At 70.7% G+C, this 18,733-nt stretch carries 16 protein-coding genes; 7 read left to right on the forward strand and 9 right to left on the reverse strand.

Annotated features, from left to right (window positions below; genetic code table 11):
- Positions 1–254 precede the first annotated feature (254 nt).
- The 4 genes from purL to ABTV91_RS17265 form a co-directional block, all read right to left on the reverse strand.
- Complete coding sequence (gene purL, locus ABTV91_RS17250) at positions 255–4,235, reverse strand: phosphoribosylformylglycinamidine synthase (protein WP_433852535.1); 3,981 nt, start codon at positions 4,233–4,235, stop codon at positions 255–257.
- 105 nt (positions 4,236–4,340) lie between these two features.
- Entirely contained in the window at positions 4,341–4,844 is a 504-nt protein-coding gene (locus ABTV91_RS17255) for a hypothetical protein (protein WP_433852536.1), read from the reverse strand.
- 23 nt (positions 4,845–4,867) lie between these two features.
- Positions 4,868–5,647 (reverse strand): DsbC family protein, encoded by a 780-nt coding sequence (locus tag ABTV91_RS17260; protein ID WP_433852537.1) that lies wholly within the window; start codon positions 5,645–5,647, stop codon positions 4,868–4,870.
- Between the two features lie 579 nt (positions 5,648–6,226).
- Entirely contained in the window at positions 6,227–7,306 is a 1,080-nt protein-coding gene (locus tag ABTV91_RS17265; RefSeq protein ID WP_433852538.1) for a site-specific tyrosine recombinase XerD, read from the reverse strand.
- Between the two features lie 71 nt (positions 7,307–7,377).
- On the opposite strand from ABTV91_RS17265, the gene ABTV91_RS17270 reads away from it, so the two are divergent.
- Complete coding sequence (locus tag ABTV91_RS17270; protein WP_433852539.1) at positions 7,378–7,848, forward strand: RDD family protein; 471 nt, start codon at positions 7,378–7,380, stop codon at positions 7,846–7,848.
- Between the two features lie 313 nt (positions 7,849–8,161).
- On the opposite strand, the gene lptG is transcribed toward ABTV91_RS17270, so the two are convergent.
- Together lptG and lptF are read right to left on the reverse strand one after the other, a co-directional pair.
- Positions 8,162–9,268, reverse strand: a complete 1,107-nt coding sequence (gene lptG / locus ABTV91_RS17275; protein WP_433852540.1) for an LPS export ABC transporter permease LptG — start codon at positions 9,266–9,268, stop codon at positions 8,162–8,164.
- Positions 9,265–10,347, reverse strand: coding sequence for an LPS export ABC transporter permease LptF (gene lptF / locus ABTV91_RS17280; RefSeq protein WP_433852541.1), 1,083 nt, complete (start codon positions 10,345–10,347; stop codon positions 9,265–9,267). Before lptF ends, lptG begins: the two co-directional genes overlap by 4 nt.
- A 105-nt stretch (positions 10,348–10,452) precedes the next feature.
- Between lptF and ABTV91_RS17285 the strand changes: the two genes are divergently transcribed.
- From ABTV91_RS17285 to ABTV91_RS17305, 5 genes are all read left to right on the forward strand, one after another.
- A complete protein-coding gene (locus ABTV91_RS17285) occupies positions 10,453–11,940 on the forward strand; it encodes a leucyl aminopeptidase (RefSeq protein WP_433852542.1) in 1,488 nt (495 codons plus the stop codon).
- A 106-nt stretch (positions 11,941–12,046) separates the two neighbouring features.
- Complete coding sequence (locus tag ABTV91_RS17290) at positions 12,047–12,472, forward strand: DNA polymerase III subunit chi (protein WP_055766067.1); 426 nt, start codon at positions 12,047–12,049, stop codon at positions 12,470–12,472.
- 11 nt (positions 12,473–12,483) lie between these two features.
- Complete coding sequence (locus tag ABTV91_RS17295; RefSeq protein WP_433852543.1) at positions 12,484–12,684, forward strand: YqaE/Pmp3 family membrane protein; 201 nt, start codon at positions 12,484–12,486, stop codon at positions 12,682–12,684.
- Positions 12,685–12,716: 32 nt separating this feature from the next.
- A complete protein-coding gene (locus ABTV91_RS17300) occupies positions 12,717–15,542 on the forward strand; it encodes a valine--tRNA ligase (protein ID WP_433852544.1) in 2,826 nt (941 codons plus the stop codon).
- A gap of 91 nt (positions 15,543–15,633) precedes the next feature.
- A complete protein-coding gene (locus ABTV91_RS17305) occupies positions 15,634–16,458 on the forward strand; it encodes an EamA family transporter (protein ID WP_433852545.1) in 825 nt (274 codons plus the stop codon).
- Positions 16,459–16,467: 9 nt separating this feature from the next.
- On the opposite strand, the gene rimI is transcribed toward ABTV91_RS17305, so the two are convergent.
- Genes rimI through pssA form a run of 3 tightly spaced genes read right to left on the reverse strand, consistent with a single transcriptional unit; the run spans position 16,468 to position 18,193 of the window.
- Positions 16,468–16,965 (reverse strand): ribosomal protein S18-alanine N-acetyltransferase, encoded by a 498-nt coding sequence (gene rimI, locus ABTV91_RS17310; protein ID WP_433852546.1) that lies wholly within the window; start codon positions 16,963–16,965, stop codon positions 16,468–16,470.
- On the reverse strand, positions 16,962–17,357 hold the full coding sequence (locus ABTV91_RS17315) for an alanine acetyltransferase (RefSeq protein ID WP_433854218.1): 396 nt from the start codon (positions 17,355–17,357) through the stop codon (positions 16,962–16,964). The genes rimI and ABTV91_RS17315 overlap by 4 nt, the downstream gene beginning before the upstream one ends.
- A 56-nt stretch (positions 17,358–17,413) precedes the next feature.
- Positions 17,414–18,193 carry a CDP-diacylglycerol--serine O-phosphatidyltransferase gene (pssA, locus tag ABTV91_RS17320; protein WP_433852547.1) on the reverse strand — a complete coding sequence of 260 codons (780 nt, stop codon included), beginning with the start codon at positions 18,191–18,193 and terminating at the stop codon, positions 17,414–17,416.
- An 82-nt stretch (positions 18,194–18,275) separates the two neighbouring features.
- On the opposite strand from pssA, the gene ABTV91_RS17325 reads away from it, so the two are divergent.
- Entirely contained in the window at positions 18,276–18,656 is a 381-nt protein-coding gene (locus ABTV91_RS17325) for a DUF4124 domain-containing protein (RefSeq protein ID WP_433852548.1), read from the forward strand.
- Positions 18,657–18,733: the final 77 nt, after the last annotated feature.

Here is an 18,733-nt window from a genome sequence, read left to right on the forward strand (position 1 = left end):
ACGGATGGTGCGGAAGTGGTCACGACCTGCGATTCCCTGGTGCCGACGCACCGGACTCTAGCAGCCGCCCGGAACGGCGCGCACCCGTAGGAGCGGCTTCAGCCGCGATGGGGCTGTCCCGTTGCATTTGCCGCAATGCCGCGCAGGCACTGAAGGCGGCATCTGTTTGAAAGCCCCATCGCGGCTGAAGCCGCTCCTACGGAGCCAGGGCCGGGCCTGCGGCGTTGCGCAGACCCGGCGACGGCGCGGCTGGCTCAGCCGCACCACACCCGCGCGTTGCGGAACATGCGCAGCCACGGCGAGTCCTCGCCCCAGCCCTTCGGCGCCCAGCTCAGGTTGACCGTGCGCGGGGTGCGCTCCGGGTGCGGCATCAGGATGGTGACGCGGCCGTCGCGGGTGGTCAGGCCGGTGATGCCGTCCGGCGAGCCGTTCGGATTCAGCGGGTACTGCTCGGCAACGCGACCGTCGCCGTCCACGTAGCGCAGCGCCACGTCCACCGCGGCCTGGTCCACCGCGCCGTCGAACTCGGCGCGGCCCTCGCCGTGCGCCACCGCCACCGGCAGGCGCGAGCCGGCCATGCCGCGCAGCAGGATCGACGGCGACTCCACCACCTCCAGCAGCGCGGTGCGGGCCTCGAACTGCTCGCTGCGGTTGCGCAGGAACTTCGGCCAGTGCTCGGCGCCGGGAATGATGGCCTTGAGCTGGCTCATCATCTGGCAGCCGTTGCACACGCCCAGGGCGAAGGTGTCCGGACGCGCGAAGAACGCGGCGAACTGCCCGCGCAGCACCGGGCGTTCGAGGATCGAGGTCGCCCAGCCGCGGCCGGCGCCCAGCACGTCGCCGTAGCTGAAGCCGCCGCAGGCGGCCAGGCCGCGGAAATCGGCCAGCCGCACGCGGCCTTCGATCAGGTCGCTCATGTGCACGTCATAGGCATCGAAGCCGGCGCGCTCGAAGATGTTGGCCATCTCGATCTGGCCGTTGACACCCTGCTCGCGCAGGATCGCCACCTTCGGCCGCTCCCCGGTGGCGATGAACGGCGCCGCCACGTCCTCGGCCGGGTCGAACGCCAGCTTCGGCTTCAGCCCCGGCGCGTTGAAATTGCGCGCCACCGCGCGTTCCTGGTCGGCCGCTTCCGGGTTGTCGCGCAGCTTCTGCATGGCGTGGGTCACCGACCACCAGGCGTCGAACAGGTCTTCCCAGCGCCATTCGGCCAGGCTCTGCCCGCCCAGCTGCACGCGCACCACCGGCGCGGTGGTCGGCCGGGCGATGCGCTGCGCGCATTCGGTCAGCGCGTGGCGCTCGACCAGGTCGGCGAACGCGGCGCGGTCCTCGCGGGCGATCTGCACCACCGCGCCGAGTTCCTCGTTGAACAGGCTGCGGAACGGGTCGTCGCCCCAGGCGTCGAGCACGATGTCCAGGCCCAGGCGCGAGGCGAAGGACATCTCGCACAGCGCGGCGAACGCGCCGCCGTCGCTGCGGTCGTGGTAGGCCAGCAGCAGGCCGGCCTCGCGCGCGTCGCGGATCAGTTCGAAGAAGCCGCGCAGGCGCTGCGGGTCGTCCAGGTCCGGCACGTCGCCGGCGAAGGCCGGCAGCGCGCTGTGGTCGGCCTGGGTCTGCGCCAGGATCGAACCGCCCAGGCGCTGCTTGCCCGCGCCCAGCCCGATCAGCCACAGCTCGCTGTCGGTATCGCGGTCCAGCAGCGGGGTCAGCTGCCCGCGCGCATCGACCACCGGCGCGAACGCCGAAATGATGAGCGAAACAGGGGAAACGGATTTATGGAGACGGGACCGGGGACCCGGGACCCGGGACCCGGGAGAAGCAACAACAGAAGCAGGATCAGCGGACGGATGCTGCTCTTCCCGGGTCCCCGGTCCCAGGTCCCCGGTCCCGGCAGTCCACTGCGCCTGCATCGACAGCGAGTCCTTGCCCACCGGAATGCTGATGTCCAGCTGCGGGCACAGTTCCATGCCCACCGCCTTGACCGCGTCGTACAGCAGCGCGTCCTCGCCGTCGTGGCCGCAGGCGGCCATCCAGTTGGCCGACAGCTTGACCGTATCCAGCGAGGTCACCGGCGCGGCGCACAGGTTGGTGATGGCCTCGCCCACCGCCATGCGCGCCGAGGCGGCGGCGTTGAGCAGGGCCAGCGGCGTGCGCTCGCCCAGCGACATCGCTTCACCGGCCCAGGTATCGAACCCGGCCAGGGTGATGGCGACGTCGGCCATCGGCAGCTGCCACGGGCCGATCATCTGCTCGCGCGCGGTCAGCCCGCCGACGCTGCGGTCGCCGATGGTGACCAGGAAATTCTTGGCGGCCACGGTCGGGTGCGCGAGCACGCGCAGGCCCGCGTCGTGCAGGTCGATGCCGGCGGTCTTCAGCGCCGGCCAGCGCGGCGCGGCCGGGTGCGCGGTGTCGCGGTGCATCTTCGGCGCCTTGCCGAACAGCACGTCCATCGGCAGGTCGATTGGCGCGTCGGCCGGGATGTTGCCCGGGGTCGCGCCATAGGCCACGACCAGGCGTTCCTCGGCGGTGGCGACGCCGACCGCGGCGAACGGGCAGCGCTCGCGCGCGCAGATGGCGGTGAACTCGGCCAGGCGTCCGGCCGGGATGCCCAGCACGTAGCGTTCCTGCGATTCGTTGCACCACAGTTCCAGCGGCGACAGCGACGGATCGTCGGTGGGCACCTTGCCCAGGTCGATCACGCCGCCGACGTCGGAATCGTGCAGCAGTTCCGGGATGGCGTTGGACAGGCCGCCGGCGCCGACGTCGTGGAAGAACTTGATCGGGTTGTCGGTGCCCATCGCCACGCAGCGGTCGATCACTTCCTGGCAGCGGCGCTCCATTTCCGGGTTGTCGCGCTGCACGCTGGCGAAATCCAGGTCCTCGGCGCTCTCGCCCGAGGCCACCGACGAGGCGGCGCCGCCGCCCAGGCCGATCAGCATCGCCGGGCCGCCGAGCACGATGACGATGTCGCCGTCCTGCAGGCGCAGTTTGTCCACCTGCACGCGGTCGATCGCGCCCAGGCCGCCGGCCAGCATGATCGGCTTGTCGTAGGCGCGGGTGATGCCGTCTTCGGGCAGCTCGAAGCTGCGGAAATAGCCCAGCAGGTTCGGGCGGCCGAACTCGTTGTTGAACGCGGCGCCGCCGAGCGGCCCATCGAGCATGATGTCCAGCGCCGGCGCCATGCGCGGGTTCAGCGCGCGCGGCGCTTCCCACGGCTGCGGCAGGGTCGGGATGCGCAGGTGCGAGACCGAAAAACCGGTCAGGCCGGCCTTGGGCTTGCCGCCGCGGCCGGTCGCGCCCTCGTCGCGGATTTCGCCGCCGGCGCCGGTCGAAGCGCCCGGGAACGGCGCGATCGCGGTCGGGTGGTTGTGGGTTTCCACCTTGATCTGGAACGCGCTGGGCACGACCGCTTCGCTGCGGTAGCGGCCGGTGGCCGGGTCCGGGCGGTAACGCGCGGCCGGCTCGCCCTCGATCACCGCGGCGTTGTCGCTGTAGGCGCTGAGCGTGTGCTGCGGGGTCTGCTGGTGGGTGTTCTTGATCATGCGGAACAGCGAGCGGTCCTGCTCCTGCCCGTCGATGGTCCAGCTGGCGTTGAAGATCTTGTGGCGGCAGTGCTCGGAATTGGCCTGCGCGAACATCATCAGTTCGACGTCGGACGGATCGCGGCCCAGCTCGGCGTAGCGCTGGCGCAGGTAGGCGATCTCGTCGTCGGCCAGGGCCAGGCCCAGGCGCTTGTTGGCGCTTTCCAGGTCGGCCAGTGCGATGCGCTCCAGCGGTTTGCGCGCCGGGCTGTCGAACAGCGCCTGCGCCTGGGCGATGTCGGCCAGCAGCGACTGGGTCATCGGGTCGTGCAGCAGCCGGGCCACTGCGGCCTGCTGCGCCGGATCGGACGGCCAGCCGGCCAGGTCGATGCGGGTGCCGCGTTCGACGCGCTGGATCGCCAGGCCGGCGCCGCGCACCAGCTCGGTGGCCTTGCTCGACCACGGCGACAGCGTGCCCAGGCGCGGCACCACGTAGCGGGAGACCGTGCCTGCGGCGGCTTCGGCCGGCTGCGGCTGGCCCTGCAGGATGCGGCCCAGCGTGGCCTGGTCGACGGCCGCCGCATCGGCGGCCTGGATGACATAGACGTGCCAGGCACCGGTGATGCGCAGATCGGCGGCGATGGACTGCAGGCGGGATTCAAGACGTTCGCGGCGGAACGGCGAAAGGGCGGCTGCGCCCTCGAGGACGATCATGTCCGGGAGACCATGGTGGGAATCGGGCCCGCCATTGTACCGGAGCCGGCCTGCGGCCGTGCCCGGCGCCGCCGGGCACGGCCCGTCCCCGAAGTCGGCGACGGCCTATTCTTCGGGCGCCGGCCTGACCTCGCGACCGATGCGACGCCACCGTGCCCCGTTCCAGACCAGGTAATCGACGATGTCCGGGTGGCGGTACCCCTCGGTATGGGTGACCACCAGCAACCGGCTGTCGCGCCGGTAGTCGAAGCGGACGTTGTTCAACGCCTGGCCGGGGTGGACCTTGCCGGTGAGGCGGTCGATCAGCGCGTACTGGCGGCAACCGCTGCCGCAGCCGACCAGGAACAGGGTGAAGCGGTCGGCGAAGTTCGGCGGTTCCGGGTCCTCGCCGTCGACCTGCAGGTACTGCACCATCTTCCAGCCGATATCCGCGCGCGGCATCTTCGCCGGCACCGGCTGGTCGATGCGGCTGAGCGGGACGCGATGGGCCTCGAACGTGGGCGGCGCCGATGCGCAGCCGGCGTGGAGCAGCGGCGCGAGCAGCGCCGCGCGCCTGGCGACCGCCGTCCACCACGCTGCGTGCGCACGGCGGCAGGGCGCTGGCGCCATCGCGCTGCCCCGGGGCCGACGGATCAGGGGCTGCCGGCGGCGCCGGACATGCGCTCCAGCGCGGCCTTGAGCTGCGCCGGCGGCAGGTAGCCGCCCAGTTGGGTGCCATCGGCGGCGAAGATCGCCGGGGTGCCGCTGATGCCCAGCTGCTGGCCGACGTTGTACTGCATCGCCACCGGGTTGGTGCAGTTCTTCGCCTCCACCGGGCGATCGGACTTGGCCGCGGTCAGCGCCGCCTTGCGGTCGCTGGCGCACCACACCGAGATCATGTCGGTGTGGTCCTTGCTGCCCAGGCCCATGCGCGGGAACGCCAGGTACTCCACGGCGATGCCCTGGCGGTTCAGTTCGGCGATGTCCTGGTGCAGCTTGCGGCAATAACCGCACTCGATGTCGGTGAAGACGCTGACGGTGTACTTGGCGTTCGGCGGCGCGAACACGATCCGGTCCGAATGCGGCAGCGTGGCCAGCAGCTTGCGGCGGTAGGCCAGCAGGCCTTCGCTGGTGGCCAGGGCGCGCTTGCCGATGTCGTAGGGCTGGGCCTGCATCAGGTAGCGGCCGTCGTCGGAGACGTACAGCACCTGCCCGGACACCACCACCTCGCGGAACCCGGCGAACGGCGCGGCGCCGATGTAGTCGGGGCTGAAATTGGGGTCCAGCTGCCGCAGGGCATCGCGCACCCGCTTGTCGACCGCGCCCTCGCCCGCGGCCGGAGTGGCGGTGGCGGCCGTTTCGGGCGCCTTCTGCTGCGCGCAGGCGGTCAGGCTGATCGCGCCCAGCAGCGCGGCGATGGCGATTCGGAGCATGGGGATTCCAAGGAAAGAAGAGGTGGAAAACTGGGGCGATTCTCGCATACCCGGGGATCGGGACGTTCAGGGTGGGTGGGGTTGGCGCCGTCCGCACGGAACCTGCGAGAGGTTCGGCGCTGCAGCGCGGTGCATGCCCTTGGGCCTGCACGGACTTCATCCCTGACGCGGAATCTCACCGTAGATGCGGGACTTGCCCCGCACAGAGCTTTTCCGGCGAAGCCCGTGCCGGGCAAGCCCGGCACCTACGGCGCGTTCGGTGATCTTTGCACGCCGATGCAGGGCTGCCTTGTTGATGCATTGCGGGGCGAGCCTGCCGGGCGCAGGCTGGCGCTATGGGACTTGGCTCCGTCAGGACATCCTCAAGGTGCGGCTGGATCCGGACGCGCGGCGGCGCGGCGGGCGTTGCCGGCGCCCTTGCTTCAGCTTGGCGCGGAGTTCGGCAGGCCGCGCGGCAGTGCCGCGGGTTCGCTGCTGCCATCCCTGGCGGAACTTCACTGACTTTCGGATACCCCTGCCCGGCCATCCATGGCCGGGCGTTCGCGACCGCGCGCGCCAGTGGCGCGCAAGCGCGGTCGCTCACCCCCTCGGATGATGCCGGCTGTGCAGCTTCTGCAGGTGCTCGCGGGCGACCAGGGTGTAGATCTGGGTGGTGGACAGGGAACTGTGGCCGAGCAGCATCTGCAGCGCGCGCAGGTCGGCGCCGTGGTTGAGCAGGTGGGTGGCGAAGCTGTGCCGCAGGCCGTGCGGGCTGATCCGCGCCGGATCGATGCCGGCCACGGCCGCGCAGGCCTTCACCAGCGCCCAGAACTGCTGGCGGGTCAGCGGCTTCTGCGCGCGGGTCAGGAACAGCGGTACCTCGCCGCCGGCGGTGGGATGCACCGGCCGGCCGGCCGCCAGCAGCGGGCGCGCGGCGGACAGGTAGCGTTCCAGCCAGTGCCGCGATTCCTCGCCCAGCGGCACCAGCCGCTCCTGGCTGCCCTTGCCGGTCACGCGCAGCACGCCCTGGCGCAGGTTGACCGCGTTGGCGGGCAGGTCGACCAGCTCGCTGACGCGCAGGCCGGCGGCGTACATCAGTTCCAGCATGGCGCGGTCGCGCAGCCCTTCCGGGGTGGCGATGTCCGGGGCCGCCAGCAGGGCCTCGATCTGGCTTTCGGCCAGCGCCTTGGGCAGCGGCCGCGGCAGCTTGGGCGGCTCCAGCAGCGCGGACGGATCGTCGGTGCGTTCGCCGCGGCGCAGGCAATGGGCAAAGAACGCGCGCAACGCCGACAGCAGCCGCGCGTTGCTGCGCGGCGACCAGCCGTGGCGGGTGCGCCAGGCCAGGTAATCGAACAGGCCGGAGCGGTCGATGCCGGCCAGCAGGCTCCCCTGCGCCGGCGACGCCATCGCTGGCGTGGCGGCACCGGCCTGGCGGCCCGGCCCGGCGGCTTCCGGCGGTGCGTCCGTCGCGCCACCACGTGGTTCGCCAGCGCGCCAGTTCGCCCAGCGCGCCAGCCCCTCCAGGTCCCTGCGGTAGCTGTCCAGCGACGCGCGCGCCAGCCCCTGCTCGGCCCAGATCGCGTCGAGGAAACGCTGGATGCGGCGTCCGTCCTCCTCGCGCAGCGGCGGCAACTGCATCACCAGCTGGCGGCGTCCGGCGGCGGTGGAAAGCGGGTTCATCGCGCAAAGCATAGGCATTGCCGGCGCCGCTGCCCATCCACATCGCGCACGCCAGCCCGTATGCTCGCGCGATGACCGCAGACACCATTGCACCGCCCCGCCCTTCGCCCCTGCTGCTGCGCCGCCTGCTGGCGCTGTTCTACGACCTGTGGCCGGTGCTGGCCCTGTGCATGCTCACCGCGGTGCCGTTCACCCTGTTCGATGTCGCCGCGAGCGGCGGCAACACCCACCACAACATCGCGCCGTACAGCCCGCTGCAGTGGCTGCTGTGGCTGTGCTGCTGGGCCGTGGCCGGGGTCTACGCCACGCTCAGCTGGAAGCGCGGCGGGCAGACGCTGGGCATGCGCCCGTGGCGGCTGCATGTGCGCGGCGTCGACGGCACCACGCCGTCGATGGGCATGCTGTGGAAGCGCTACGCGGTCGGCACGCTGTCGCTGCTGTGCGGCGGGCTTGGATTCTGGTGGGCGCTGGTTGATCGGGATCGGCTTACGTGGCATGACCGTTTGAGCAACACCCGGCTCGTGCGCCTACCCAAGGAATAGCGCCGGTACGTCGTCGCACTGGCGCGCGGCGGCGCGGCGGACGAACAGGTTGGTCCGGCTCCCCGCGGCGCGGCATGACCGCCTGAGCAATACGCGGCTTGTGCGCATACCCAGGCAGGAATAGCGTGGCGCCGGCGCGTGGCAGGACGGCACGTTGGTACGCGGTCGGTGATGCGCGCAGCGGGGCAGGAAAAGCGGGCTCTGCCCTGCAGGAGCGACTTCAGTCGCGACCAGGCGTTGCCGGCCAAGCTCCTTTCGCGACTGAAGTCGCTCCTACAGGGCAGAACGTGTTCCGTCGCCTGTCGAACCCGGGTCAGCTCGATCGGCGTTTGAACAGCCAGCCGGAGACGGCCAGCATCACGATCGGCGGCAGCGCGTAGGCGATGCGGTAATCGAACTTGAGCGCGCCGGCCATGCGCCCGAAGAACATCTGCAGCAGCAGGAAGCCCAGCGCGAACAGCATGCCCAGGAACAGGCGCTTGCCCATGCCGCCGCTGCGCAGCGAGCCGAAGGCGAACGGGACCGCCGCCAGGCACAGCGCCAGCACGTTCAGAGGGTAGAACCAGCGGCTCCAGTAGGTGTCCTCGTAGTCGCGCGCGTCCAGCCCGTTGCGCTTGCGGTACTCGATGCTGGTGCGCAGCTCGGCGGCGGTCAGGCTGCGCGGCTTGGCCAGGCCCGAGGCCAGCGCCGCCGCGTCCAGGGCCGAGTCCCAGGGTTCACTGGCGACGGTCTGGCGGGTGGCCGAGCGCTCGCCGAAGGTATCGCGCCGCACCTGTTCCAGCGTCCAGCCCTGCGCGTCGTGGCGGGCGGTGACCGCATGGGTCAGGCTCGCCAAGCGGCCGTCGGCGTCCAGCCGGTAGAGGCGTACGTCGTGCAGCAGCAGGCGCGTGCCGCCATCGTCGGTCAGTTGTTCCTCGCCGCTCTGCGCGTTGAGGAAGGTGTCGCCCTCGCGCGCCCACAGGCCGGAATAGCGGGCCACGGCCATGTCGGTGTTGAACTTGGCGCTGGCCTTCAGCGCGTCGGCCTTCTCCTGCGCCCAGGGCGCCAGGGTCTCGCCATTGACCACCATCATCGCGGTCATCAGCGACAGCGCGATGGCCACCGACAGCGCGATGCGCCGGCGCGACAGGCCGACCGCGCGCAGCGCGGTCAGTTCCGAGGTCGCGGCCAGCTGGCCCAGTCCCATCAGCGCGCCGATCACCGCGGCCATCGGGAACAGCGTGTAGGCGCGGCGCGGCAGGGTGTAGGCGGTCCAGGCGACGGCATGGCCGAAGGTATAGCTGCCGGTGCCGATGTTCTTGGCCTCCCCGGACATCGACAGGATCGCGTCCAGGCCGGTCAGTACCGCCCAGGTCAGCAGCACCGTGACCAGTACGGTGCGGCCGACGTAGAAATCGTGGATGCGCGGGCGCAGCATCATGCGCGCGCTCCCTTGCGGCGCGACAGGCGGCCGTCGCGGAAGTACATCCACACCGCCAGCGCCAGCAGCGGCAGGGTCAGCCACCACATGCCCAGCGCCGCCGGCAGCTTGCCGGTGGCCAGCCATTGGCGGCCGCTGATCATCAGGCTGATGCCCACCACATAGCCCAGGAAGGACAGCATGATGCTGCCGTAGCGCTGCTGCCGCGGCGTGCTGCGCGACAGCGGCAGGGCCAGCAGGGCGAAGGCCAGCGCCAGCAGCGGCGGGGTGATGCGCCAGTGCAGCTGCGCCTGGGCCTCGCGCCGGTCGTCGCCGAACAGGCGCAGGGTCGGCAGCACCTCCGGATCGTCCTGCCCGCGCGGCTCGTCGCGGTCGGGCAGCGCCACCTCGTTGCTGGCGTAGCGCATCAGGCGGTAGTCCAGCGCGCCGTTCTCCGGGCCCTCGACGCGGTGGCCGTCCTCCAGGCGCAGGAAACGCTGGCGCTCGCCCTCGAAGAACATCGCGCCGCTGTTGGCCGAGACCACGTCGATGCGCCCTTCCTTCTGCCACTGGATGAACACCTTGCCCATCTTCGTGCCGTCTTCGCTCAGCGAGGACAGGTAGACGATGCCGCCGCCGGAGAGCTGTGTGAACCTGCCCGGCTCCAGCCCGGCCACCACCACGCTGCGGCTGGCCGCCTCGACCATGGCGTCGGCGGTGCGGTTGGCCCACGGGCCCAGCCACAGCGAGCAGATCCCGACCAGCGCCACCACCGGCACCACCAGCATCAGCACCGGCCGCAGCAGGCGCCGCGGGCCCACGCCGACGGCGGTCAGCACCGCCATCTCCGAGTCCCGGTAAAGCCGGGCGATGGCCAGCGACAGGCCCAGCAGCAGGGCCAGCGGCAGGATGATGGGCAGGTAGACGATGAACTGCAGGCCCAGCTGCGACAGCAGCAGCCCGGCCGGCATGCGGCCGTCGGCGATGCGCCCCAGGATGTCCACCAGCACGCCGCCCACGCTCACCACCAGCAGCACGGTCAGGGTCGCCAGGAAGCTCTGGATGAAGTCGCTCAGCAGGTAGCGGTCAAGCTTCGCCATGGGGTGGGTGGTTTAAACTCCCGGTTTCGTTCGCGGCGCGCCCGGCCGGTCTGGAAGGGTGGAAACAGTCCGCGATTGTACGGATTTGGCAATGGAATCTGATCAATGTCTCTGCAATTCACCCTGAACCACGCCGCCCCGGCCTCCGCAGCGGTCGACTGCGTCATCGTCGGCGCCTTCTCCGACAAGTCGCTGTCCCCGGCGGCGCAGGCGCTGGACGCCGCCTCCGGCGGCCGCCTCGCGGCGCTGGTGGAGCGCGGCGACGTCGGCGGCAAGACCGGCAACACCACCGTGCTGCACGACCTGCCCGGTGTGACCGCGCCGCGCGTGCTGGTGGTCGGCCTGGGCGATGCGGCCAAGTTCGGCGTGCCGCAGTACATCAAGGCGGTGGGCGACGCCGCGCGCGCGCTGCGCAGCGGCATCACCCGCAGCGCGCTGTTCACCCTGTCCGGGCTGGAGGTGAAGGGCCGCGACGCCGCCTGGAACATCCGCCAGGCCGTGATCGCCGCCAACCACGCCTGCTACCGCTACACCGCCACCCTGGGCAAGAAGAAGCCCGACGCCCCGGGCCTGGAAACCCTGGCGATCAGCGGCAGCGACGAAACCGCCCTGCTGCAGGGCCAGGCCATCGCCGCCGGCGTCGAATACGCCCGCGAGCTGGGCAACCTGCCGCCGAACCTGTGCACGCCGGCCTACCTGGCCGAATCCTCGGTCAAGTTCGCCGCCGAGCATGAGGGCGCGCAGGCAGAGATCCTCGACGAACAGCAGATGGAAGCCCTGGGCATGGGCTCGCTGCTGGCGGTGGCGCGCGGCTCGGCCAACCGGCCGAAGCTGGTGGTGCTGAAGTGGACGGGCCTGCCGCAAGCCGACGGCGGCGACGCCAGGCCGTACGTGCTGGTCGGCAAGGGCATCACCTTCGACACCGGCGGCGTCAACCTGAAGACCCAGGGCGGCATCGAGGAAATGAAGTACGACATGTGCGGCGGCGCCAACGTCATCGGCACCTTCGTCGCTGCGGTCAAGGCCAGGCTGCCGCTGAACCTGGTGGTGGTGGTGCCGGCGGTGGAGAACGCCATCGACGGCAACGCCTACCGCCCGTCCGACGTGATCACCTCCATGTCCGGCAAGACCATCGAAGTCGGCAACACCGACGCCGAGGGCCGCCTGATCCTGTGCGACGCGCTGACCTACGCGCAGCGCTTCGAGCCGGCCGCGCTGGTCGACGTCGCCACCCTGACCGGCGCCTGCATGGTCGCCCTGGGCCACCAGACCGCCGGCCTGATGAGCAAGCACGACGACCTGGCCAACGAGCTGCTGGCCGCCGGCGAGCAGGTGTTCGACCGCGCCTGGCGCCTGCCGCTGTGGGACGAGTACCAGCCGATGCTGGATTCCAGCTTCGCCGACGTCTACAACATCGGCGGCCGCTGGGCCGGCGCCATCACCGCCGGCTGCTTCCTGTCGCGTTTCGCCGAAGGCCAGCGCTGGGCGCACCTGGACATCGCCGGCGTGGCCAGCGACGAAGGCAAGCGCGGCATGGCCACCGGCCGCCCGGTGGGCCTGCTGACGCAATGGCTGCTGGACCGGGTGGCCTGAAGCAGGGAACAGGGAGCCGGGAACAGGGAATGAAAGTCTCCCGCGCCGGCTCCCTCTCCCCACTCCTGCACTTCCCTTCCCCTTTCCCCCTTCCCGGTTCCCCGCCTTGACCCGTGCCGACTTCTACCTGATCGCCAAGCCCCGTTTCCTCACCGAGCCGCTGAAGCTGGTGTGCGAACTGGCGCGCAAGGCCAACGACACCAGCCAGTACACGCTGGTGCTGGCGCGCGACGCGGCGCAGGCCGAGGAACTGGACGAACTGCTGTGGTCGTTCGACCCGGACGCCTACATCCCGCACCAGATCGTCGGCGAGGACGTGGACGAGGAAGAAGCCATCGTGCTGATCGCCGCGCCCGGCGCCGACGCGCCGGAACGCCCGCTGGTGATCAACCTGCGCGACGAGCCGTACCTGGGCGGCTGCGAGCGTGTGCTGGAAGTGGTGCCGGCCGACCCGGCCGCGCGCGAGCCGCTGCGCGAGCGCTGGCGCCAGTACAAGGCCGCCGGCTACGCGCTCAACAAGCACGACATGTAAGGAGACCGCCCATGCGCCTGCTCATCGCCCTGCTCCTGCCGTGGCTGGCCTTCTTCACCATCGGCCGGCCGATTTCCGGCGTGGCCTGCCTGCTCCTGCAGATCACCCTGCTCGGCTGGGTTCCCGCCGCGATCTGGGCCGCCTATGCGGTCAGCCAGTACCACACCGACCAGAAGATCAGGCGCGCGCTGAAAACCGGCGCGTTCCGCTGATCCCCTCCCCGCCTTCCACCCGGTTTCCCCGCATGACCCAACTCGCCTCCAGCTACGACCCGAAGTCCTTCGAAACCGCGCTCTACGATGCGTGGGAGAAGGCCGGCCATTTCAAGCCGTCCGGCAAGGGCGAGCCGTACACCATCCTGCTGCCGCCGCCCAACGTTACCGGCACCCTGCACATGGGCCATGCGTTCCAGCAGACGCTGATGGACGCGCTGATCCGCTACCACCGCATGCGCGGCTACGACACGCTGTGGCAGGTGGGCACCGACCACGCCGGCATCGCCACCGAGATGGTGGTCAGCCGCAACCTGGCGCTGGAAGGCAAGGGCGAAACCCGCGACTCGCTGGGCCGCGACGGCTTCATCGACAAGGTGTGGGAGTGGAAGGCGCACTCGGGCAACGTGATCGAAGGGCAGATGCGCCGCCTCGGCACCTCGGCCGACTGGTCGCGCAGCACCTTCACCATGGACCCGGGCCCGAGCGAGGCGGTGATCGAATCGTTCGTGCGCTGGCACGAGCAGGGCCTGATCTACCGCGGCCAGCGCCTGGTCAACTGGGACCCGGTGCTGAAGACCGCCATCTCCGACCTGGAGGTGGAAAGCGCCGAGGAAGACGGCTTCCTGTGGTCGATCGCCTATGCGCTGGAAGACGGCGCCAGCTACGAGCATATCGAGGTCGATGCCGACGGCAACGAGACCCTGCGCGAAACCCGCAACTACCTGGTCGTGGCCACCACCCGCCCGGAGACCCTGCTGGGCGACACCGCGGTCATGGTGCACCCGGAAGACACGCGCTACGCGCACCTGATCGGCAAGCGCGTCACCCTGCCGCTGACCGGCCGCAGCGTGCCGGTGATCGCCGACGACTACGTCGACAAGGCGTTCGGCACCGGCGTGGTCAAGGTCACCCCGGCGCACGATTTCAACGACTACCAGGTGGGCGTGCGCCACGGCCTGCCGATGATCAACCTGTTCACCCCGGTGGCCACGCTCAACGAGAACGCGCCGGAGCGCTACCGCGGGCTGGATCGCTACGAAGCACGCAAGGTGATCCTGGCCGAGCTGGAGGACCTGGGCATCCTGGTCGAGACCAGGGCGCACAAGCTGCAGGTGCCGCGCGGCGACCGCACCGGCCAGGTGATCGAGCCGTACCTGACCGACCAGTGGTTCGTGAAGATGGACGGCCTGGCCAGGCGCGGCCTGGAACTGGTCGAGAACGGTTCGATCACGTTCGTGCCGGGCAACTGGATCAACACCTACCGCCACTGGATGGAGAACATCCAGGACTGGTGCATCAGCCGCCAGCTGTGGTGGGGCCACCGCATCCCGGCGTGGTTCGACGAAGCGGGCAACTGCTACGTGGGCCGCAACGAAGCCGAAGCCCGCGCCAAGGCCGGTCTGGCCGATGACGTGGCGCTCACCCAGGACAGCGACGTGCTGGAGACCTGGTTCTCCTCGCAGCTGTGGCCGTTCTCCACGCTGGGCTGGCCGGATGAAGCAGCCATGGCGCAGCGCGGTTTCGAGCGCTACCTGCCATCGAACGTGCTGATCACCGGCTTCGACATCATCTTCTTCTGGGTGGCGCGCATGATCATGGCCACCGACAGCTTCACCGGGCACATCCCGTTCAAGGACGTCTACATCACCGGCCTGATCCGCGACGCGCAGGGCCAGAAGATGTCCAAGTCCAAGGGCAACGTGCTCGACCCGCTGGACATCATCGACGGCATCAGCATCGACGACCTGGTCGCCAAGCGCACCCACGGCCTGATGCAACCGAAGATGGCCGAGAAGATCGAGAAGGCCACCCGCAAGGAGTTCCCGGACGGCATCATCGCCCACGGCGCCGACGCGCTGCGCTTCACCATCGCCGCGCTGGCCACCCACGGCCGCGACATCAAGTTCGACATGGGCCGCGCCGAGGGCTACAAGAACTTCTGCAACAAGCTGTGGAACGCCAGCCGCTTCACCCTGATGAACACCGAGGGGTCCAGCTTCAACGGCGCACCGCAACCGCGTACCGATGCCGAGAAGTGGATCCTGTCGCGGCTGGCCAAGGTCTCGGCCGAGGCGCAGCAGAACTTCGCCGACTACCGCTTCGACCTGCTGGCGCAGTGCCTGTACGAGTTCGTCTGGAACGAGTTCTGCGACTGGTTCCTGGAACTGACCAAGCCGGCGCTCAATGGCGACAACGCCGGGGACGCGGCCAGCACCCGCCACACCCTGTTGTACGTGCTGGAAGCGGTGCTGCGCCTGCTGCACCCGCTGATCCCGTTCGTCACCGAACAGCTGTGGCAGCAGGTGGCGCCGCGCCTGGGTATCGCCGCCGACACGCTGTCGCTGCGCGCCTACCCGACGGCGGCCGAGTTCGCCGGCGACTACGCGCAGGCCGAGGCCGACGTGGAATGGTTCAAGACCATGGTCAGCGCGTTGCGCCGCGTGCGCAGCGAATTGAACGTGCCGCCGTCCAGGCAGGTGCGCCTGCTGCTGCAGGGCGGCCAGGACGCCGACCGCGCCCGCGTCGAACGCTTCGCCTCGCAGCTGCGCTTCCTGCTCAAGCTGGAAAGCATCGACTGGCTGGCTGCCGATGCGCAGACCCCGCCGGCGGCGGCGGCCATCGTCGGCGAACTGAAGCTGCTGGTGCCGCTGGAAGGCCTGGTCGACCTGGACGCCGAGCGTGCGCGCCTGGACAAGGAAATCGCCCGCGTGTCGGCGGAGAAGGAAAAGAGCGAGACCAAGCTGTCCAGGTTCACCGACAAGGTGCCGGCGGCGGTGGTCGAGCAGGAGCGCGTGCGCCTGGCCGACTGGAACAGCCAACTGGCCGGCCTGCAGGAACAGCGCGCCAAGCTGTAGGCAGCGCCGCTGCGACCAGGGAAACGCCGCCTGCGGGCGGCGTTTCCGTTTGCGGCTATCCTGCGCGCTTCCACCGCACCACGGGCATGCGATGTCGCTGGCGATCTTCTGCGCGGTGCTGTTCGCCGCCCTGCTGCATGCCGGCTGGAACGCCATCGTCAAGCGCGGCGGCGACACGCTGCTGACCACGATCCTGGTCACCGGCTGGGCCGCCGTCCTGTCGGCGCTGGCCCTGCCATGGCTGCCGCTTCCGGCGCCGGCCAGCTGGCCGTGGCTGGCCGCGTCCGTGCTGCTGCAGGTCGGCTACTACGTCCTGGTCGCGCGCGCCTACCAGGCCGCCGACATGAGCCTGTCCTACCCGCTGATGCGCGGCTGCGCGCCGCTGCTGGTGGCGCTGGCCGGCGGCCTGGCGTTCGGCGAGGTCCTGCCGCCGGGCGGGTGGCTCGGCATCGCCCTGGTCGGCGCCGGCGTCGTCGGCATGGCCGGCGGCGGCCTGCGCGGGGACCTGCGGCTGCCGCTGCTGGTCGCCGTGCTGATCGCCACCTACACCGTGGTCGACGCGCGGGGCGCGCGCCTGTCCGGCAACGCGCCCAGCTATACGCTGTGGCTGTTCCTGCTGTCGGGACTGCCGCTGCCGCTGTGGGCGCTGGCCACCCGCCGTGCCCGGCTGTGCCGGCACCTGCGCGACAACTGGGGGCGTGGGCTGATGGGCGGCTTTGGCACCAGCGCGTCCTACGGCATCGCGCTGTGGGCGATGACCCAGGCGCCGGTGGCGGTCGTCGCCGCGCTGCGCGAGACCTCGATCCTGTTCGCGCTGCTGATCTCGGCCCTGGTGCTGAAGGAACGCATCGGCCGCGCGCGTGTGCTCGCCGCGGCGCTCATCGTGGCCGGCGTGGTCCTGCTGCGGCTGGGGTGAACAGGCCGCCTACAACGGCGGCATGCGCACGATGTCCTCGTCCACCAGTTCCATCGCCATCACCAGCGCGTCCTCGCGCCCGGCCGCGGCCGGGTAGTAACGCGGGCGCCGGCCGATCTCGTTGAATCCCTCGCTGTGGTACAGCGCGATGGCGGACGTGTTGGACGGCCGCACCTCCAGGAATACGCGCGCCGCGCCGTTCTGGCGCGCCACCCGCACCAGGTCGCGCAGCAGGCGCCGGCCGAACCCGTGCGACTGGCGGTGCGGATCGACGCAGACGTTGAGCACGTGCGCCTCGTCGGCGGCGATGCTCAGCAGGCCGTAACCGACCAGGCCGTCGGCGGCGACCAGCACGCGGCCCGGGTAACCGGCGCGCAGGCAGTCCTGGAAGATGCCGCGGGTCCAGGGAAACGGATAGGCGCGCAGCTCGATCTCCATCACCGCGTCCAGGTCGCCTTCGTGCATCGGGCGCAGCAACGGCGCCGGCGTCGCCGCCACCGCGTTCATTGCCGCTGCTTCCGCCGCAGCGCGCGCAGTTGCGGCCACAGCGCGCGCTTGGCCGCCGGGTTGGCGCGCAGCTCGGCCAGCGGCCAGCTGTCCATCAGCGCGCGGGTCTGCGGATCGTTGGGATTACAGCCGGACGCGCGCAGCAGCGCGATCTGCAGGCGGTCGGGCATGCGCAGCCCACCGCCACGGCGTGGCGGCCGGGCTTCCGGCGCGGTAGCCGGCGCTTCGGGCGGCGTGCGCACGGGCGCCTCGCGGCGCGGAGGCGGGGCCGCGCGCGGGGCGACAGGCGCGGGAGCGGGCACCACGTCCACAGCGGCCGGCGCCAGCGGGCGCTCGGCCTGCGGCAGCGGCGCATCCAGCGCGCCGCCCTCCACGTAGACCGCATAGCCCATCGCCTGCAGCCAGGCCTGCTGCTGGGCGGACCACGGCGAAGCGGGCGCGGCTGCGTTCACTGCACCTTGCTTGCCGGCTGGCGCCAGCGCTGCCACAGCCACATCGCCGGGCCGGACAGCGCGTACAGCACACCGACCACGAACAGGGTGCGCGGCAGGTCCACCACCATGATGGCGATGACGATCGGCACCAGCGCCAGCACCATGAACGGCACGCGCTCCGAACGCGGGCCCTTCTCGCCGCCGCCCTTGAAGCTCCAGAAACGGATGCGGCTGACCATCAGCAGGCCGGCGGCGATGGACACCGCCAGCGCCACGTAACGCAGCTCCTCGCCGCTCCAGCCCAGGCTGCCGTCGGCGAAGGCCCAGACGAAGGACATCATCAGCCCGGCGGCGGCGGGACTGGCCAGGCCCACGAACCAGCGCTTGTCCACCGTTCCCACCTGGGTGTTGAACCGCGCCAGGCGCAGCGCCGCGCAGGCCGCGTACAGGAACGCGGCCAGCCAGCCGACGCGCCCCAGCACGTCGCCGTCGAATTTCAGCGAGGACAGCGACCAGTGGTACATCACCAGCGCCGGCGCCATGCCGAAGCTCACCAGGTCGGCCAGCGAGTCGTACTGCACGCCGAATTCGCTGCTGGTGCCGGTCAGGCGCGCCACGCGCCCGTCCAGCCCGTCCATGACCCCGGCCACGAACACCGCGATGCTGGCGTTGACGAAATCGCCGTTGGACGCGGCGATGATGGCGTAGAAGCCGGCGAACAGCCCGGCGGTGGTGAACAGGTTCGGCAGCAGGTAGATGCTGCGCGAACGCGGCGGAGGTCTCGTTTCGTCCATGCGGCCAGTTTAATCGACTTGCCAGCCGCGTCACCGGGTGCTGCAATCGGCCCTTCACCCCGTCCAAGCGACCGGAGTCGCCATGCGCGCCCTGCCCCGCCTCTGCTGCCTGCTGGTACTGGCCAGTGCCGCCCACGGCGCCCTCGCCGGCAACGGCAACCTGTACAAGTGGAAGGACGCCAACGGCGTGACCCAGTATTCGGAACGGCCGCCGACCGGGCAGACGTACGAGACCCGCCGCATCACCACCTCCGGCGCGCCGGTGGCCGCGGCCGAACCGGCCAAGGCCGGCGAGGCGCCCGAATGCACCGCGGCGCGGCGCAACCTGGACCTGCTGCAGGGCAGCGGCCCGGTGATGCAGGACACCGACGGCGACGGCAAGCCGGACACGCGGCTGGACGACGCCCAGCGCAGCGCGCAGAAGCAGCTCGCCGAGGCCGCCGCGGCGGTGTACTGCAAGTAACGGCGGGTCTTGTCCCGCCGGCATTGCGCCGCAGGCATATCGGCAGGCATATCGGGGAGCCCGCCAGGGAACCTGCC

It is taken from the genome of Stenotrophomonas nitritireducens (assembly GCF_050984405.1).
Classification (GTDB): Bacteria; Pseudomonadota; Gammaproteobacteria; order Xanthomonadales; family Xanthomonadaceae; genus Stenotrophomonas; species Stenotrophomonas nitritireducens_B.

What these genes read in the sequence shown, in the direction of transcription:
- purL (WP_433852535.1), bottom strand. Translation starts at nt 4,235, where the DNA reads ATGATCGTCCTCGAGGGCGCAGCCGCCCTTTCGCCGTTCCGCCGCGAA.
- ABTV91_RS17255 (WP_433852536.1), bottom strand. Translation starts at nt 4,844, where the DNA reads ATGGCGCCAGCGCCCTGCCGCCGTGCGCACGCAGCGTGGTGGACGGCG.
- ABTV91_RS17260 (WP_433852537.1), bottom strand. Translation starts at nt 5,647, where the DNA reads ATGCTCCGAATCGCCATCGCCGCGCTGCTGGGCGCGATCAGCCTGACC.
- ABTV91_RS17265 (WP_433852538.1), bottom strand. Translation starts at nt 7,306, where the DNA reads ATGAACCCGCTTTCCACCGCCGCCGGACGCCGCCAGCTGGTGATGCAG.
- ABTV91_RS17270 (WP_433852539.1), top strand. Translation starts at nt 7,378, where the DNA reads ATGACCGCAGACACCATTGCACCGCCCCGCCCTTCGCCCCTGCTGCTG.
- lptG (WP_433852540.1), bottom strand. Translation starts at nt 9,268, where the DNA reads ATGATGCTGCGCCCGCGCATCCACGATTTCTACGTCGGCCGCACCGTA.
- lptF (WP_433852541.1), bottom strand. Translation starts at nt 10,347, where the DNA reads ATGGCGAAGCTTGACCGCTACCTGCTGAGCGACTTCATCCAGAGCTTC.
- ABTV91_RS17285 (WP_433852542.1), top strand. Translation starts at nt 10,453, where the DNA reads ATGTCTCTGCAATTCACCCTGAACCACGCCGCCCCGGCCTCCGCAGCG.
- ABTV91_RS17295 (WP_433852543.1), top strand. Translation starts at nt 12,484, where the DNA reads ATGCGCCTGCTCATCGCCCTGCTCCTGCCGTGGCTGGCCTTCTTCACC.
- ABTV91_RS17300 (WP_433852544.1), top strand. Translation starts at nt 12,717, where the DNA reads ATGACCCAACTCGCCTCCAGCTACGACCCGAAGTCCTTCGAAACCGCG.
- ABTV91_RS17305 (WP_433852545.1), top strand. Translation starts at nt 15,634, where the DNA reads ATGTCGCTGGCGATCTTCTGCGCGGTGCTGTTCGCCGCCCTGCTGCAT.
- rimI (WP_433852546.1), bottom strand. Translation starts at nt 16,965, where the DNA reads ATGAACGCGGTGGCGGCGACGCCGGCGCCGTTGCTGCGCCCGATGCAC.
- ABTV91_RS17315 (WP_433854218.1), bottom strand. Translation starts at nt 17,357, where the DNA reads ATGGGCTATGCGGTCTACGTGGAGGGCGGCGCGCTGGATGCGCCGCTG.
- pssA (WP_433852547.1), bottom strand. Translation starts at nt 18,193, where the DNA reads ATGGACGAAACGAGACCTCCGCCGCGTTCGCGCAGCATCTACCTGCTG.
- ABTV91_RS17325 (WP_433852548.1), top strand. Translation starts at nt 18,276, where the DNA reads ATGCGCGCCCTGCCCCGCCTCTGCTGCCTGCTGGTACTGGCCAGTGCC.